The 13,540-nt window shown below is 40.8% G+C and carries 12 protein-coding genes; 6 read left to right on the top strand and 6 right to left on the bottom strand.

Features of this window, described 5'->3' with window-relative positions; genetic code table 11:
• Positions 1 to 143 precede the first annotated feature (143 nt).
• On the bottom strand, positions 144 to 1,109 hold the full coding sequence (gene cmoB / locus L4F91_RS09185) for a tRNA 5-methoxyuridine(34)/uridine 5-oxyacetic acid(34) synthase CmoB (protein WP_395896108.1): 966 nt from the start codon (positions 1,107 to 1,109) through the stop codon (positions 144 to 146).
• 133 nt (positions 1,110 to 1,242) lie between these two features.
• Here cmoB and rng point away from each other — a divergent pair, with 133 nt between their 5' ends.
• Positions 1,243 to 2,718 (top strand): ribonuclease G, encoded by a 1,476-nt coding sequence (gene rng / locus L4F91_RS09180; protein WP_250349504.1) that lies wholly within the window; start codon positions 1,243 to 1,245, stop codon positions 2,716 to 2,718.
• A 113-nt stretch (positions 2,719 to 2,831) separates the two neighbouring features.
• Complete coding sequence (gene tldD, locus L4F91_RS09175) at positions 2,832 to 4,280, top strand: metalloprotease TldD (protein ID WP_250349505.1); 1,449 nt, start codon at positions 2,832 to 2,834, stop codon at positions 4,278 to 4,280.
• Between the two features lie 48 nt (positions 4,281 to 4,328).
• Here tldD and L4F91_RS09170 read toward each other — a convergent pair whose 3' ends face one another.
• The gene (locus L4F91_RS09170; protein WP_250349506.1) at positions 4,329 to 4,664 is read right to left on the bottom strand and encodes a carboxymuconolactone decarboxylase family protein; all 336 of its coding nucleotides are present in this window, start codon (positions 4,662 to 4,664) and stop codon (positions 4,329 to 4,331) included.
• A 153-nt stretch (positions 4,665 to 4,817) separates the two neighbouring features.
• Here L4F91_RS09170 and L4F91_RS09165 point away from each other — a divergent pair, with 153 nt between their 5' ends.
• The 3 genes from L4F91_RS09165 (at position 4,818) to rsmC (ending at position 7,363) form a co-directional block, all read left to right on the top strand.
• On the top strand, positions 4,818 to 5,726 hold the full coding sequence (locus L4F91_RS09165) for a helix-turn-helix domain-containing protein (RefSeq protein ID WP_395896105.1): 909 nt from the start codon (positions 4,818 to 4,820) through the stop codon (positions 5,724 to 5,726).
• Positions 5,719 to 6,225, top strand: a complete 507-nt coding sequence (locus tag L4F91_RS09160; RefSeq protein ID WP_395896103.1) for a DUF2301 domain-containing membrane protein — start codon at positions 5,719 to 5,721, stop codon at positions 6,223 to 6,225. Before L4F91_RS09165 ends, L4F91_RS09160 begins: the two co-directional genes overlap by 8 nt.
• 145 nt (positions 6,226 to 6,370) lie before the next feature.
• Positions 6,371 to 7,363 carry a 16S rRNA (guanine(1207)-N(2))-methyltransferase RsmC gene (rsmC, locus tag L4F91_RS09155; RefSeq protein WP_395896101.1) on the top strand — a complete coding sequence of 331 codons (993 nt, stop codon included), beginning with the start codon at positions 6,371 to 6,373 and terminating at the stop codon, positions 7,361 to 7,363.
• A gap of 66 nt (positions 7,364 to 7,429) precedes the next feature.
• Here rsmC and fbpC read toward each other — a convergent pair whose 3' ends face one another.
• The 4 genes from fbpC to L4F91_RS09135 are packed head-to-tail and all read right to left on the bottom strand — an operon-like array spanning position 7,430 to position 12,671.
• The gene (gene fbpC / locus L4F91_RS09150; RefSeq protein WP_395896099.1) at positions 7,430 to 8,482 is read right to left on the bottom strand and encodes a ferric ABC transporter ATP-binding protein; all 1,053 of its coding nucleotides are present in this window, start codon (positions 8,480 to 8,482) and stop codon (positions 7,430 to 7,432) included.
• A 13-nt stretch (positions 8,483 to 8,495) separates the two neighbouring features.
• Positions 8,496 to 10,553, bottom strand: a complete 2,058-nt coding sequence (locus tag L4F91_RS09145) for an iron ABC transporter permease (RefSeq protein WP_265762572.1) — start codon at positions 10,551 to 10,553, stop codon at positions 8,496 to 8,498.
• A gap of 21 nt (positions 10,554 to 10,574) precedes the next feature.
• A complete protein-coding gene (locus L4F91_RS09140) occupies positions 10,575 to 11,603 on the bottom strand; it encodes an ABC transporter substrate-binding protein (RefSeq protein WP_265762573.1) in 1,029 nt (342 codons plus the stop codon).
• 27 nt (positions 11,604 to 11,630) lie between these two features.
• The gene (locus L4F91_RS09135; RefSeq protein ID WP_265762574.1) at positions 11,631 to 12,671 is read right to left on the bottom strand and encodes an ABC transporter substrate-binding protein; all 1,041 of its coding nucleotides are present in this window, start codon (positions 12,669 to 12,671) and stop codon (positions 11,631 to 11,633) included.
• 223 nt (positions 12,672 to 12,894) lie between these two features.
• Between L4F91_RS09135 and udk the strand changes: the two genes are divergently transcribed.
• On the top strand, positions 12,895 to 13,536 hold the full coding sequence (udk, locus tag L4F91_RS09130; protein ID WP_250349513.1) for a uridine kinase: 642 nt from the start codon (positions 12,895 to 12,897) through the stop codon (positions 13,534 to 13,536).
• Positions 13,537 to 13,540 lie beyond the last annotated feature (4 nt).

Below are 13,540 nucleotides of genomic sequence, written 5' to 3'. Positions count from 1 at the left end.
GACATAAGCAAGAGAAAAAAGATGCAAGAAAAATCTGTCAAAATTACACCGCACTTTGGTCTTATATGTTTAAGAAAGAATATCAAAATCACTCAAATAAGTCATATTTGAGCGATTTTGTAAGTGCGGTGCTTTTTTATTCATTATTTATTCGCCAAAATCACCGCTCTTTTTGGAGCTGGGTAGCCTTCAATCGTTTTGCTGTGATCTTGTGGATCAAGGAAATCAATCAGGCTTTCGTTTTCTAGCCATTCGGTTTTACGTTGTTCTTCAAGGCGGGTTACGGCCACATCAACACAACGCACATTGTGAAATCCACTCTTTTCTAGCCATAAAATCAAAGCATTGACAGAAGGAATAAAATAGACGTTTTTCATTTTTGCGTAACGATCTTGCGGTACAAGTACGGTGTTTTCATCACCATCAATGACTAACGTTTCAAGTACTAATTCCCCACCTACCCTTAGCTGATTTTTCAATTGAGCGAAATGCTCAAAAGGGGATTTGCGATGATACAACACCCCCATTGAAAACACGGTGTCAAACACCCCTAAAGGTTGCATTTGTTCAATACCAAGGGGAATTAAATTGGCTCGGCGATCATTATTTAACAATTTACGCACCGCCTCAAATTGGCATAAAAAGAGTTCTGTTGGATCAATGCCTACCACCATTTTGGCACCTTCGCCTAGCATTCGCCACATATGATAGCCGCTGCCACAGCCCACATCTAAAATTAAGCGATCTTTTAATGGTGCAAGGTGAGGTAGCACGCGATCCCATTTGAAATCAGAACGCCATTCGCAATCAATATGAATGCCAAAAAGGTGATAAGGTCCTTTGCGCCAAGGCATTAATTGCTTAAGATGATACACAATGCGCTGACGTTCTCCAGCATTCAGTTCAATCTCACTTTCAGATTGCACCGCACTTTTTAAATTAATGTGATTGGCGTGCAAATCAGGCAGAAAGTCCACAATTTTTGCCCACTTGGCGTAATCGCCGTGGGTTTGTTTTTCCCATTGTTTAAGTTGAGCGGGGAGCGTTTCAAGCCAAGCTGAAAGTGGGCTTGTGGCAATTTGTTGGTAAAAAGGACGAAAATCGATCATAATTTATAAACGGAACATTCCAAAAGAAAAGGTTAAAATTTGAGAAAAGTCATATTTTACCTGATTTGGTACTGTTATTCTATTTCCCTTTTCGTTAGACTAGCCAACAGAAAAACAAGCAAACAAGATTAATATGGAAACCGTAGAATTATTAGTTAATGTAACGCCGAGTGAAACGCGTATTGCCCTTGTAGATACAGGAATCTTGAAAGAAGTACATATAGAACGGCAAGCTAAACGTGGCATTGTTGGCAATATTTATAAAGGTCGTGTAACCCGGGTATTGCCGGGAATGCAATCGGCTTTTGTGGATATTGGTTTGGAGAAGGCAGCCTTTTTGCACGCCTCTGACATTGTTTCACACACAGAATGTGTGGATGAAAACGAGAAAAAACAGTTTATCGTGAAAGATATTGCAGAGCTAGTGCGTGAAGGGCAAGATATTGTGGTGCAGGTGGTGAAAGATCCCCTTGGCACAAAAGGAGCAAGACTGACTACGGATATTACTCTGCCTTCTCGCTACCTCGTGTTTATGCCAGAAAACAGCCACGTTGGCGTATCGCAACGTATTGAAAGTGAAGAGGAACGTGCGCGATTAAAAGATCTGGTATTGCCTTTTTGTGATGAATTAGGTGGTTTTATTATCCGTACCGCGGCGGAAGGCGCAAAGGAAGAAGAACTTTTACAAGATGCAGAATTTTTAAAACGCTTATGGCGTAAAGTAATGGAACGCCGTGCAAAATACCCAACACGTTCAATGCTTTATGGCGAACTTGCGCTTCCGCAACGTATTTTGCGCGACTTTATCGGCGTCGATCTAGAAAAAATCCGCATTGATTCTAATCTTTGTTTCAATGAAGTGAAAGAATTTACCGAAGAATTTATCCCGAGTTTAACAGAAAAATTAGTACTTCATTCTGGCAATCAACCACTATTTGATGTGTATGGGGTAGAAAATGCCATTCATACCGCATTAGATAAGCGCGTTAATTTGAAATCGGGCGGTTATCTTATCATTGAGCAAACGGAAGCAATGACCACCATTGATATTAATACGGGGGCATTCGTAGGGCATCGTAACCTTGAAGAAACGATTTTTAATACCAATATTGAAGCAACCAAAGCGATCGCCCAACAGCTTCAACTGCGCAATCTGGGGGGCATTATCATCATTGATTTTATTGATATGCAGTCAGAAGAGCATCAAACTCGTGTATTGGAATCGTTGCAAGAAGCCTTAGCGAAAGATCGCGTCAAAACCAGTGTAAATGGTTTCACCCAGCTCGGTTTAGTGGAAATGACACGCAAACGAACTCGTGAGAGCCTAGAACACGTTTTATGTGATGAATGTCCCGAATGTAGCGGACGTGGACGAGTGAAAACCGTAGAAACCATTTGTTACGAAATTATGCGTGAAATTATCCGCGTGCATCATCTTTTTGATAGCGAAAAATTTGTCGTATATGCCTCAAGAGCAGTTGCAGACTATTTAATTAATGAAGAAAGCCACGGATTAATTGCAGAATTAGAAGTCTTTTTGGGTAAACAAATTCAAATTAAGACCGAGGTTTTTTACCATCAGGAACAATTTGATGTTGTGGTAATGTAAAACTTCACTAAAAAGCACCGCACTTTGCTTATGAAGTGCGGTCTGAATATTAGAATTTTTTTCAACACAATGGCGCTCAGTTTTGTCCGCCCCTATCTTTATAAGAGAAAACAATGCTAAACAAAGTAACCCAATCCCTACTTACGCCAAGCCAGTTGGCGACGCAAGATTTAATAAATGTCTTTAACCTTATGGATCACCGCAATATTGATTATGCCGATTTATATTTCCAACTTAGCCAAGATGAAAGCTGGGTGTTAGAAGACGGTATTATTAAAGAAGGCGGTTTTCATATTGATCGCGGGGTAGGCGTGCGTGCAGTGAGTGGCGAGAAAACAGGTTTTGCCTATGCCGATCAAATCAACTTAGCAAGTTTACAACAATGTGCCAACGCAGTGAAAGGCATCGCTCAGCCTATGCAGCAAAGTTTTATTTTGCCACAGCAGTTTATGTCAGTTTCTGCAGTGCATCGCTATGCAGCGATTAATCCACTGGAAAGCCTAAGCAAAGAAAAGAAAATTGAATTATTGCATCTGGTGGATCGTACTGCGCGTTCGGCTGATCCGCGCGTCACCAAAGTTTCCGCTAGTTTAAGTGCCATTTATGAAGAAGTGCTTATTGCCGCAACAGATGGCACATTAGCCGCGGATATTCGCCCTTTAGTGCGTTTGTCTATTTCTGTATTAGTTGAAGAAAATGGCAAGCGTGAACGTGGTAGTGCAGGTTGTGGGGGGCGTTTTGGGTTAGATTGGTTTTTTGAGATAGATAACGGTGAAATGCGCGCAGTGGCGTTTGCAAAAGAGGCAGTCCGTCAAGCCTTAGTCAATCTTAACGCCATTCCAGCCCCCGCTGGATTAATGCCCGTTGTGCTTGGCGCTGGTTGGCCCGGTGTGCTATTGCACGAAGCAGTCGGACACGGTTTAGAAGGCGATTTCAATCGAAAAGAAAGCTCTTTGTTTACTGGAAAAATTGGTGAATTAGTCACTTCCCCACTTTGCACCATTGTTGATGATGGTACACTGCCAAATCGCCGAGGTTCGCTCACCATTGATGATGAGGGGGTACCAAGCCAATGTAACGTATTGATTAAAGAGGGGATTTTGCAAGGCTATATGCAAGATAAAATGAATGCGCGTTTAATGGGCGTTGCCCCTACGGGCAATGGTCGCCGTGAAAGTTATGCCCATTTACCTATGCCAAGAATGACCAACACTTATATGCTAGCTGGTAAAAGTAAATTTGATGATCTTATAGCTTCCGTAGATCGTGGGATTTTTGCACCGCACTTTGGTGGAGGGCAAGTGGATATCACTTCAGGAAAATTTGTGTTCTCAACTTCGGAAGCTTATTTGATCGAAAATGGCAAAATTACGAAACCCGTGAAAGGGGCAACGCTAATTGGTAGTGGTATTGACGTGATGCAAAATATTTCAATGGTCGCCGACAGCGTAGAAATCGACCACGGCATTGGCGTATGTGGAAAAGAGGGGCAAAGTGTTCCTGTTGGGGTTGGTCAGCCCGCATTAAAAATCGAACAAATTACGGTGGGGGGAACGAGCTAACGCCTTTATGGTAAAAAACCTAGCAATAATACTAGGTTTTTTTATTGACTATTTATTAACGTTAAATGCTTCTAAGGCTCTTAATGAATAAGTATAAGCAGCACCCGCGTTAAGGGCGATGGCGGTGGCTAATGCTGCAGCAACTTCTTCTTCCGTCGCACCTGCTTTGACTGCTTCATCTGCGTGTACTGCAATGCAACTTTCGCAACGTGTGGTAACAGCAACCGCAAGGGCGATGAGTTCACGTGTTTTAGCATCTAGTGCTGAGGCTTCCATTGCACTTGATAATGCACCGTATGCCTGTAACATTTTCGGATATTTTTTACCAAGTTCGCCGAAAGATTGCTTAACGTGGGTCTTTTCTTGTTTCCAGTCTTTAAACATTGTTTACTCCTATTTAATCAAATCATCTCTGTTTAGCTTGTGTTATTATGAGATGATTTATTCGGGCTATCTTGTAAAATCATCTCAATTTGTGGTTAAAAAGTCTAACAAAATACTTTATGATGATTGCTTAATAATCGTGAGGTAAAAATATTGGATATTTTAGATCATTTAATTGAGTTGGCGCAGATTAAAGGGGAAATTCATACCCATTGTTTATTTCAAGGTGAGTGGCAATCAGTTCAGCCAAGTGCGGCACAAAATATGGGCGTTTTCCATATTATCGTGCAGGGGGAATGTGAAGTGATTGTGAATAAAGAAAAAATTTTCCTAAAAGCCGGGGATATTTTCTTTTTACCGGAGGGAGATTTGCACTATATTCAAAGCCGACAATTTGCAGAAAAGACACCAGCGTCAATTGAAAAGCGTGAAAATGGCTTATTTCAACGGGCAAGTAATGGCTTAGATAAAAATGATTTTGAAATGTTCTGTGGGGCGTTTTATTATGATAAACAGTCTATTTTATTCAAAATTCTGCCGCATATTTTGCATTTTTCGATATATCAAACACCAATTGAACAACTTATGGCATTATTCCGTTTTGAGGCAGAAGGGGAAACACAATTTGCTGGCAGATCGATTATTAATGCCCTTTCATCCGTGCTGTTTTCTTACATTTTACGCGATTATATTGAAAAACACGAAAGCAAAATAGGGCTACTTGCGGTATTGCAAGATAAACGTTTATCCGTTGCGGTGCGTGCAATTTTGCAGCAGCCTGAGCAGAATTGGAATATGGGAAATCTTGCGAAAATTGCGAATATGTCGCGCGCCAATTTTATCCGCGTTTTTCAAAAGAAAATGGCGATTACGCCGGGAAAATTTCTGGCTCAAGTTCGTATGCAACAGGCATCAATGTTACTCAAAACGACGCAGAAAAACATTCTGACTATTGCTTTAGATATAGGCTATCAGTCAGAGGCTTATTTTAGTCGCGTCTTCAAGCAATATTATGGCATTTCGCCAAATCAATATCGTAAACAAGGAGAAACGAATGGCTGATCCACATATTCAATCACCGATGGATTGGTGTGATTATTTTACGGTCATCATTTATCGTTGCGGTTTTGTCTTAGCAGCAATAATGACGGCACTGTTACCTTATTTTCCAGAAATTGCCTATTTAGGCTTACTCTGTTCGGCGTTATGTTGTGCCTCATCATTGCATATCTATCTGAAAAATATCCGTTTTCTATTGCAATTTGCCACTTGGACAGCATTGTTATGCCATTTAGTTGGAATGCCACAATTAGCAATAGGCGGCGCGTTGCTGACACTGGGTGGGTTGTCATTTAAAGAGTATTTTTGTTTTCGTATTTTTGGATTAAATTTGCAACCTCTCTTTCTCGCCTTATTGTGGCTTGCGGAAGTCTTAAATTATTCCTTACTTCTCAATGGGTTATCGGTGATTTCTGCATTACTTTTTGCACTGCTTGCCATTCAAAAATGGCGAATGCCATTACATTTTGATATTGGGGATAAGACTAAATATCAAATTTAATCGTCGGCAACATCAAAGCAGCGAGAAATTTTATTTGCCAAGAGATGATTGTCTTGTCTGATTTCGCATTATAGAATTGAGAAACCTCATTCTTGCTTTTATAAAAGCAGGATTTTATTGATATTTTTATGAATAGGATAAAACCGTGATTTCACCTGAAAGCCAAGTGCTAGAACGCCATCTTTCTTTATTTGAAAATCGAAATGTATTATTTACTGGGGCGTTGAATGATGATTTTCCACAACAATTATGTAGCAGCGCAAGATCGGTGCATTGTTGGACGTGGTATTTTGATTATGCAAAAAACAAAAGTGCGGTGGATTTTTCCGTCGATTTTGTGCCGACCGCGGATCTTATTGTTTATTACTGGACAAAAAACAAACAAGAAAATCAGTTGCAATTAATGCAGCTTTTATCACAATGCTCACCTGAGCAAGAAGTATTGATTATTGGCGAAAATCGTAGCGGTGTGCGTTCAGCGGAAAAAATGCTTTCTCCGTTTGGTGAAATTGGCAAGATTGATAGTGCAAGACGTTGTGGGCTTTATCATTTTTGTCTGAAAAAATCACCGCACTTTGATTTAGCGAAATATTGGAAATCCTACCAGCACGCTCAATTGGGCGATCTGACCATTTTCAGTTTACCCGGGGTGTTTAGTGCAACGGAGTTAGATGTGGGAACGGCGTTATTGATTTCTACATTAGATCACCCAATTAAAGGTCGTGTGCTAGATATGGGCTGTGGAGCTGGGGTAATCGGGAGCTATATTAAGCAGAATAATCCAACGGTTGCACTGACAATGACGGACATTCACGCTTTAGCGGTTGCTTCAGCCCAGCGGACTTTCTTAGAAAATAATTTGCAGGCAGAGATTTTTGCAAGTGATGTCTTTTCTCAAATTGAAGGAAAATTTGATTTGATCATTTCTAATCCGCCTTTCCACGATGGAATGGATACCGCATTTCGTGCCGTGTCGGAACTTATTTCACAAGCTAAATGGCATTTAAACGAAGGGGGAGAGCTGCGTATTGTGGCAAATGCTTTCTTACCTTATGCGGATTTATTGGATCAGTATTTTGGTTCGCACCAAGTGTTAACCAAAACGAATAAATTTAAAGTTTATTCTGTTTATTATTAAGACAAAGTGCGGTAAAAAAATTTTAAATTTTCCACCGCACTTTGGTTTTGCGAGTGATTCCTTGCGCTACGTTTCTTTTTTCAGTAAGAACACGCCATAGTTAGCAAAATGCACATAGGCTTGGCTGATGGTGGGATCAAAACTATCTGGCTGGCAATTAATGAGTAACGGCTTCTCGCCCCATTGTGCGACAATTTCCCAGTGATTACCCATATACACCGCACTTTGAATTTCACAGCGTTGTGTTGCCTCTCCTTGTTGTGAAAGACGTACCGCTTCAGGGCGAATACCGACTAAGCATTCCCCGTCTGCTAAACCGAAAGATTGCACATTGGGTAAGGAAAATGCATATTGATTGACGGTGATTGTGCCGTTTTCAAGTTTTCCGTCAAAAATGCTACTTTCCCCCATAAAATTCGCCAAAAATAATGAGTTAGGGTGTTGATAAAGTTCTTTCGCAGACGCTTTTTGCATAATTTTCCCCTTGTGCATTACGATCACTTCATCAGACACCGCAAAAGCTTCGCTTTGATCGTGAGTCACATAAAGGGAGGTAATGCCAAGGCGTTGTTGCAGTTCGCGGATTTTTTCACGCATACTACGGCGTAAATTCGCATCAAGATTGCTCAGTGGTTCGTCAAATAATAGCACCTTCGGCTTTAATACGAGGGCGCGAGCTAAGGCAACGCGTTGCTGCTGACCGCCCGAGATTTGATCCACATAACGATCTTCAAAGCCGGCTAAATCGACCAATTCCAACGCTTCTTTTACACGTTGTTTGCGCTCAGCCGATCCGACGCCTTGCATACGCAAACCGTAGCCCACATTATCGCCAATAGACATATGCGGGAACAGCGCGTAGGATTGAAACACGATACAAATATCACGGTTTTGAATGGAAGATTTGGTTACATCTTCGCCATCAATAAAAATCTGCCCTGAGGTTGGGCTTTCCAACCCCGCGACAAGGCGTAGCACGGTGGTTTTGCCGCAGCCAGAAGGCCCAAGTAAGGTAACCATTGAGCCTTGTTTTATGGAAAGATTGAGATCATCGATTACCACCGCGTTACCAAAGGATTTGGTGACATTTTTTAATACTAAAAAATCATTATTCTTCATTTTGACAACCTAATTAATTCATTTTTTTCGCTTTAGAACGTGCAATGCGTGTATCGCCCACTAACCAATCAAATAACAAGATAATCGCCATCATTACTACGATTAAAATTGAGCCATAAGCAATGGCCACACCGTATTCACCATCTTCTACACGGTTCAAAATATAAGAGGTCGCCACTCTTGTATCTGCGGTCACTAAGAATACGATCGCACTGACTGTGGTCATTGCTCGTACGAAACTCGTTACTAATGCAGATAATAAGGCGGGTTTAAGTAATGGAAAGACAATATACCAAATGGTTTTTAATGAGCTTCCTTTTAAGGAAAGTGATGCTTCATCAAGGGATTTATCAAGCTGTCCTAAACCTGCCACTGCGGCGCGCATCCCCACAGGCATATTACGCATAACCATTGATAGTACAATGATAATGCTGGTTCCAGTAAGGTAAATTGGGGCATTGTTAAAGGCAAGAATATAGGAAACCCCAGCCACGGTTCCGGGAACGGCAAAACAAAGTAAGGTTAAAAACTCAAGGGTTTTCTTACCTTTAAAATCACGGCGTACCGTAATGTAGGCGATCAGCAAACCGAAAATTGCGGTGATAGGGGCGGCAGTGGCGGCAAAAATCACCGTATGAATAAGTGATGGCCAGGCTCCGTCACTAAAGCCTTGTCCAAACAAGGTGAGATAGTGTTTAAAGGTGAAGGTGTAATCCACTCCCCAGTTCATTGTGAAACTGCCGTAGAAAATACTGCCGTATAACACCGCATTAAACAGTACCCAGAAAGCAAGGGTAAAAATAATGAAAAATTTCATCGCACTTGGTAAATCTTGCACATCGCCACGATAAGATTTACCGGAAACCGTAACGTATGAACGATTACCTATCCACAAATATTGGATAATAAAAATACCTAAGGAAAAAATTAATAAGAGACTTCCTAAAGTACTCGCTGAGGCATAATCTAACTGTGAACCTGCAATATAGAAATAAATTTGTGAAGAAATCACATCAAAACTACCGCCCAATACAAGTGGGGTACTAAAATCCGCCAAAGATTGGATCGCGACCACTAAAAACGCATTGGCGAGTGCAGGTTTGAGTAGAGGAAAAATAATATTAAAAAAGGCTTGGTAGCGATTCGAGCGTAGCGTGTAAGCTGCCTCTTCAATAGAGGGATGAATAGATTTTAGCGCACCTTCTAAAATCATAAATGCCATAGGTGTCAGCGCGAGGGTGTGAGCAATGATAATCCCGGTAAACCCATATAACCAGTTGCTACTAAAGCCAAAATATTCTACCAAAAATTCAGTCACATAACCTGAACGCCCAAGCATTAAGGTTACGCCTAACCCTACCACGAAAGGCGGGGTAACAATAGGTAAAATGGAGAAAATTTTTCCGATGACTGCGGTGCGTTTCGCAATACGTGTCGTATAAAGAGCGAAAATTAAACCAAATAATGTCGCTAAAATCCCCACCGTGATTGCCACACTGAGCGAGTTACCGATAATCCGAATAATATAAGGTTTTTCGATAATGCTGATCACTTGACTTGGCACAAAGTCCCCATTGTCATAAAACATTGAGACAAAAATTGCCAAAGTTGGATAAACAATAAAAAAGAAAATCAGCAAGACAATGCTAATTAGCGAGGCGATGATAAATTTATCCCCTTGCATCACCTTCATTTTTGCTAAACCCTGCGTTGCAAGAGCAATCAGGCTTAGAATTAGAATAAAAATAGCATAGCCGAGATTGAATTTTTCTATGGTGGCAGAAATAAATACGAACAGGAAAATCACTAAAACTGCTATAAATTCGGCAATGCCCTGTTGCCGTTCGCCTTTTCCTTTGAAAACAGCTGAAAAGATGGGTACGAATGCTAATGATGCAAACCAAAACCAACTTAAATTAAAGCTTGCCCAGCCCATTGCTTCATAAATTTCATCCGCAGTAGATTCTGCTAAGCCATAATACAACGCCATCGAAGGCAAGCAGATAAAACCCAACAGCGCTAGCAAAATCCAAAATAGGCTACAATTAAACATCTGTGACAGCTTTTTCATAACATCTCCGTGAAACACCTATTACTTCGCCAATTTTACTTCATTTACCCATCTGTCAATGAGATGACGACGTGTTTCGTTTGAACCAAATTTATCAAAATTATAATCGATCAAATTCAAATCAGCAGGTTTAAGTGCATAAGGTGAAGGTTCTGCATTAATGTTTGTCGCAACGTGATGAGATTGGGCTTCTTTCCAAGATAATTCTTGCGCCTCTTTTGACATTACCCAATCAGCAAATCGTTGTGCATTTTTTAGGTTACGTGCATTTTTGATAATACTTACACCCCCTAACTCATAGCCCGTTCCTTCGCAAGGTACGATCAGTTCAATTGGCGCACCTTGTTGTTTTTCAAAAGAATAATTTTGTAAAAAACCAATACCAATCGCGGTTTCACCTCTTGCCGTATTGCGTGAAGGGGCTGTCCCTGCTTTTGGATATTGTGAAATATTTTGATGGATTTGTTTGAGGTAATCAAAGGCTTTATCTTCTCCCCAAAGCTGTGTAAAAGTCGCTATTGCCGTATAAGCCGTGCCAGAGCTTTGTGGATCAGCAATTTGCACTTCATTTTTTAGGCGAGGATCTAATAGGTCTTTCCAACACTTTGGTATTTCTGTGATGCCTAGTTTTTTCAAACGTTCTGTATTAACGCCAAAACCTAAAACCCCCATATAAATAATAGAACTTTTTCCATTCCCAAGTTTTTGGAATTGTGTCATTACTTCATTGCGTTTTGGAAAATCATAAGACGCAATTAAGCCCAACTCTCCCGCTTGGAGGTGTGTATCAAAAGGGCCACCAACCCAAACATCGGCTTGAGGATTATTTTTTTCAGCCTCCATTTTGGCAAGCGTGCTACCAGAGCTATTGCGAATAAAAGAAGTTTTTACCTTATATTTCTGCGCAAATCCTTGCACCGCTTTTTCGCATACAATATTTTGTGCGCTACAATAAACCACTAAGCGCCCCTCAGCAAAAGCCCGATTAGAAAGACTTAATCCTGCTAGTAATAGACTAGACAAAATTAGATTGGACGTTACTTTTTTCATTACCCACCTCACTATGCTAAGGCTAAATTACTGCGCTAATTTCACTTCATTCACCCATTTGTTAATTAGGCGTTTGCGTTCTTCGGAGGCACCGTATTTTTCAAAATCATAATTGATTAAATTAAGTTTAGTTGGATCAAACGCCGTAGGGGATTGTTCTGCGGTGATATTCGTGAGGGTTTGGAAAGCACGCCCTTTTTTCCAGGCTAATTCTTGACCTTCTTTCGACAAGGCCCAATCCACAAATAATTTGGCGTTATCCAAGTTGCGCGCACCTTTTAAGATACTCACACCGCCTAGTTCGTAACCTGTTCCTTCGCAAGGGACAACTAATTCAATTGGCGCACCTTGTTGTTTTTCAAGGGCATAGTCGTGTAAGAATCCTATCCCTACGGTGGTTTCGCCTCTTGCCGTATTGCGTGAAGGTGTGATGCCCGATTTGGTATATTGGGAGATGTTCGGATGAAGTTGTTTAAAGAAATTGAAAGTTTGATCTTCTCCCCATAATTGTACAAAGGTCGCAATTGCTGTGTAAGCTGTACCTGAGCTTTGTGGGTCAGCTACTTGAATTTCACCTTTTAAGCGAGGATCGGTCAAGTCTTTCCAGCATTTAGGGACATCTTTGATGCCTAATTTTTTCAAGCGTTCAGTATTCACACCAAAACCTAAAATACCCATATAAATCGCAGAGGTATAATTGCCTTTGACTTTCGCTGGATCTTGGAATTTTGGCATAATTTGTTCAACATTAGGTGAACGATAGGCTTCCAATAAACCAAGTTCTCCTGCTTGAGATTGCGGATCAAGGGTACCGCCGTACCATACGTCAGCTTGAGGATTTTTCTTCTCGGCTTCAATTTTGGCAAAGGTGCTGCCTGAACCATTACGGATAAAAGAGGTTTTAACATCATATTTTTGACCGAAGGCTTGGGTTTCAGCCTCACACATTTCATTCGTTGCGCTACAATATACCACTAATCGTCCCTTGGCTTGTGCTTGCACACTGAATATTAAGGCTGACGTGGCAAGTGCGGTGGAAATTGCGAGAGAAATTGCTTTACCTTTCATTGTCGTACTCCTTATGGTTTGTCGAGAAAATCAGCTATCTTATTGATTAATCTTAATTAAATGCGGTTAATCCTATCTGAATGGGATAAAAAATGCTGTGAGCAATATCACAAAATAGAAGATTTCTTTCGTTTTATTTTATTAAAAGGGGGAAACTATTATCAAAAAGTGAATTTTTTCTTTATAATTCGCAAATTACTCATTCGTTTAATTGAATCCTATTATGTCAGATCAAGATTGCATTATTATTGCTATTGCAGGGGCTTCCGCATCAGGAAAAAGCCTTATTGCTTCGACCATTCATAAAGAGCTTCGTGATGAACTCAGTTGCGAAGACATCGGCATCATTTCCGAAGATAGCTACTACAAAGATCAAACCCACCTTGCTTTTGAAGAGCGCATTAAAACCAATTACGACCACCCAAATTCAATGGATCGTGATTTATTATTGCAACATTTGCGCGCATTAAAAGCAGGCAAGGCGGTAGATATTCCCGTTTATAGCTATGTGGAACACACGCGTACTGGTGAGACCACCCATTTCAAACCAAAGAAAGTGATTATTTTAGAAGGGATTTTGTTGCTCACAGATGAACGCATTCGCCAAGAGGCGAGCATTTCTGTGTTTGTCGATGCACCATTGGATATTTGCTTTATCCGCCGTTTAAAACGCGATATGGAAGAACGTGGTCGTTCTTTACAATCGGTAGTGGATCAATACCGAGCAACGGTTCGTCCAATGTTCTTGCAATTTATCGAACCGTCGAAACAATATGCGGATATTGTTGTTCCTCGTGGTGGGAAAAACCGTATTGCAATCAATATGTTAAAAGCACAGATTTTGCATCTACTGAAAGGCAAATAGGGGA

The organism is Avibacterium sp. 20-126 (assembly GCF_044358625.1).
Taxonomy (GTDB): domain Bacteria; phylum Pseudomonadota; class Gammaproteobacteria; order Enterobacterales; family Pasteurellaceae; genus Avibacterium.
Note: the sequence above shows the minus strand (reverse complement) of the source record. Positions and strands in the feature narration are given on the sequence as shown.

What these genes read in the sequence shown, in the direction of transcription:
- cmoB (WP_395896108.1), bottom strand. Translation starts at nt 1,109, where the DNA reads ATGATCGATTTTCGTCCTTTTTACCAACAAATTGCCACAAGCCCACTT.
- rng (WP_250349504.1), top strand. Translation starts at nt 1,243, where the DNA reads ATGGAAACCGTAGAATTATTAGTTAATGTAACGCCGAGTGAAACGCGT.
- tldD (WP_250349505.1), top strand. Translation starts at nt 2,832, where the DNA reads ATGCTAAACAAAGTAACCCAATCCCTACTTACGCCAAGCCAGTTGGCG.
- L4F91_RS09170 (WP_250349506.1), bottom strand. Translation starts at nt 4,664, where the DNA reads ATGTTTAAAGACTGGAAACAAGAAAAGACCCACGTTAAGCAATCTTTC.
- L4F91_RS09160 (WP_395896103.1), top strand. Translation starts at nt 5,719, where the DNA reads ATGGCTGATCCACATATTCAATCACCGATGGATTGGTGTGATTATTTT.
- fbpC (WP_395896099.1), bottom strand. Translation starts at nt 8,482, where the DNA reads ATGAAGAATAATGATTTTTTAGTATTAAAAAATGTCACCAAATCCTTT.
- L4F91_RS09145 (WP_265762572.1), bottom strand. Translation starts at nt 10,553, where the DNA reads ATGAAAAAGCTGTCACAGATGTTTAATTGTAGCCTATTTTGGATTTTG.
- L4F91_RS09140 (WP_265762573.1), bottom strand. Translation starts at nt 11,603, where the DNA reads ATGAAAAAAGTAACGTCCAATCTAATTTTGTCTAGTCTATTACTAGCA.
- L4F91_RS09135 (WP_265762574.1), bottom strand. Translation starts at nt 12,671, where the DNA reads ATGAAAGGTAAAGCAATTTCTCTCGCAATTTCCACCGCACTTGCCACG.
- udk (WP_250349513.1), top strand. Translation starts at nt 12,895, where the DNA reads ATGTCAGATCAAGATTGCATTATTATTGCTATTGCAGGGGCTTCCGCA.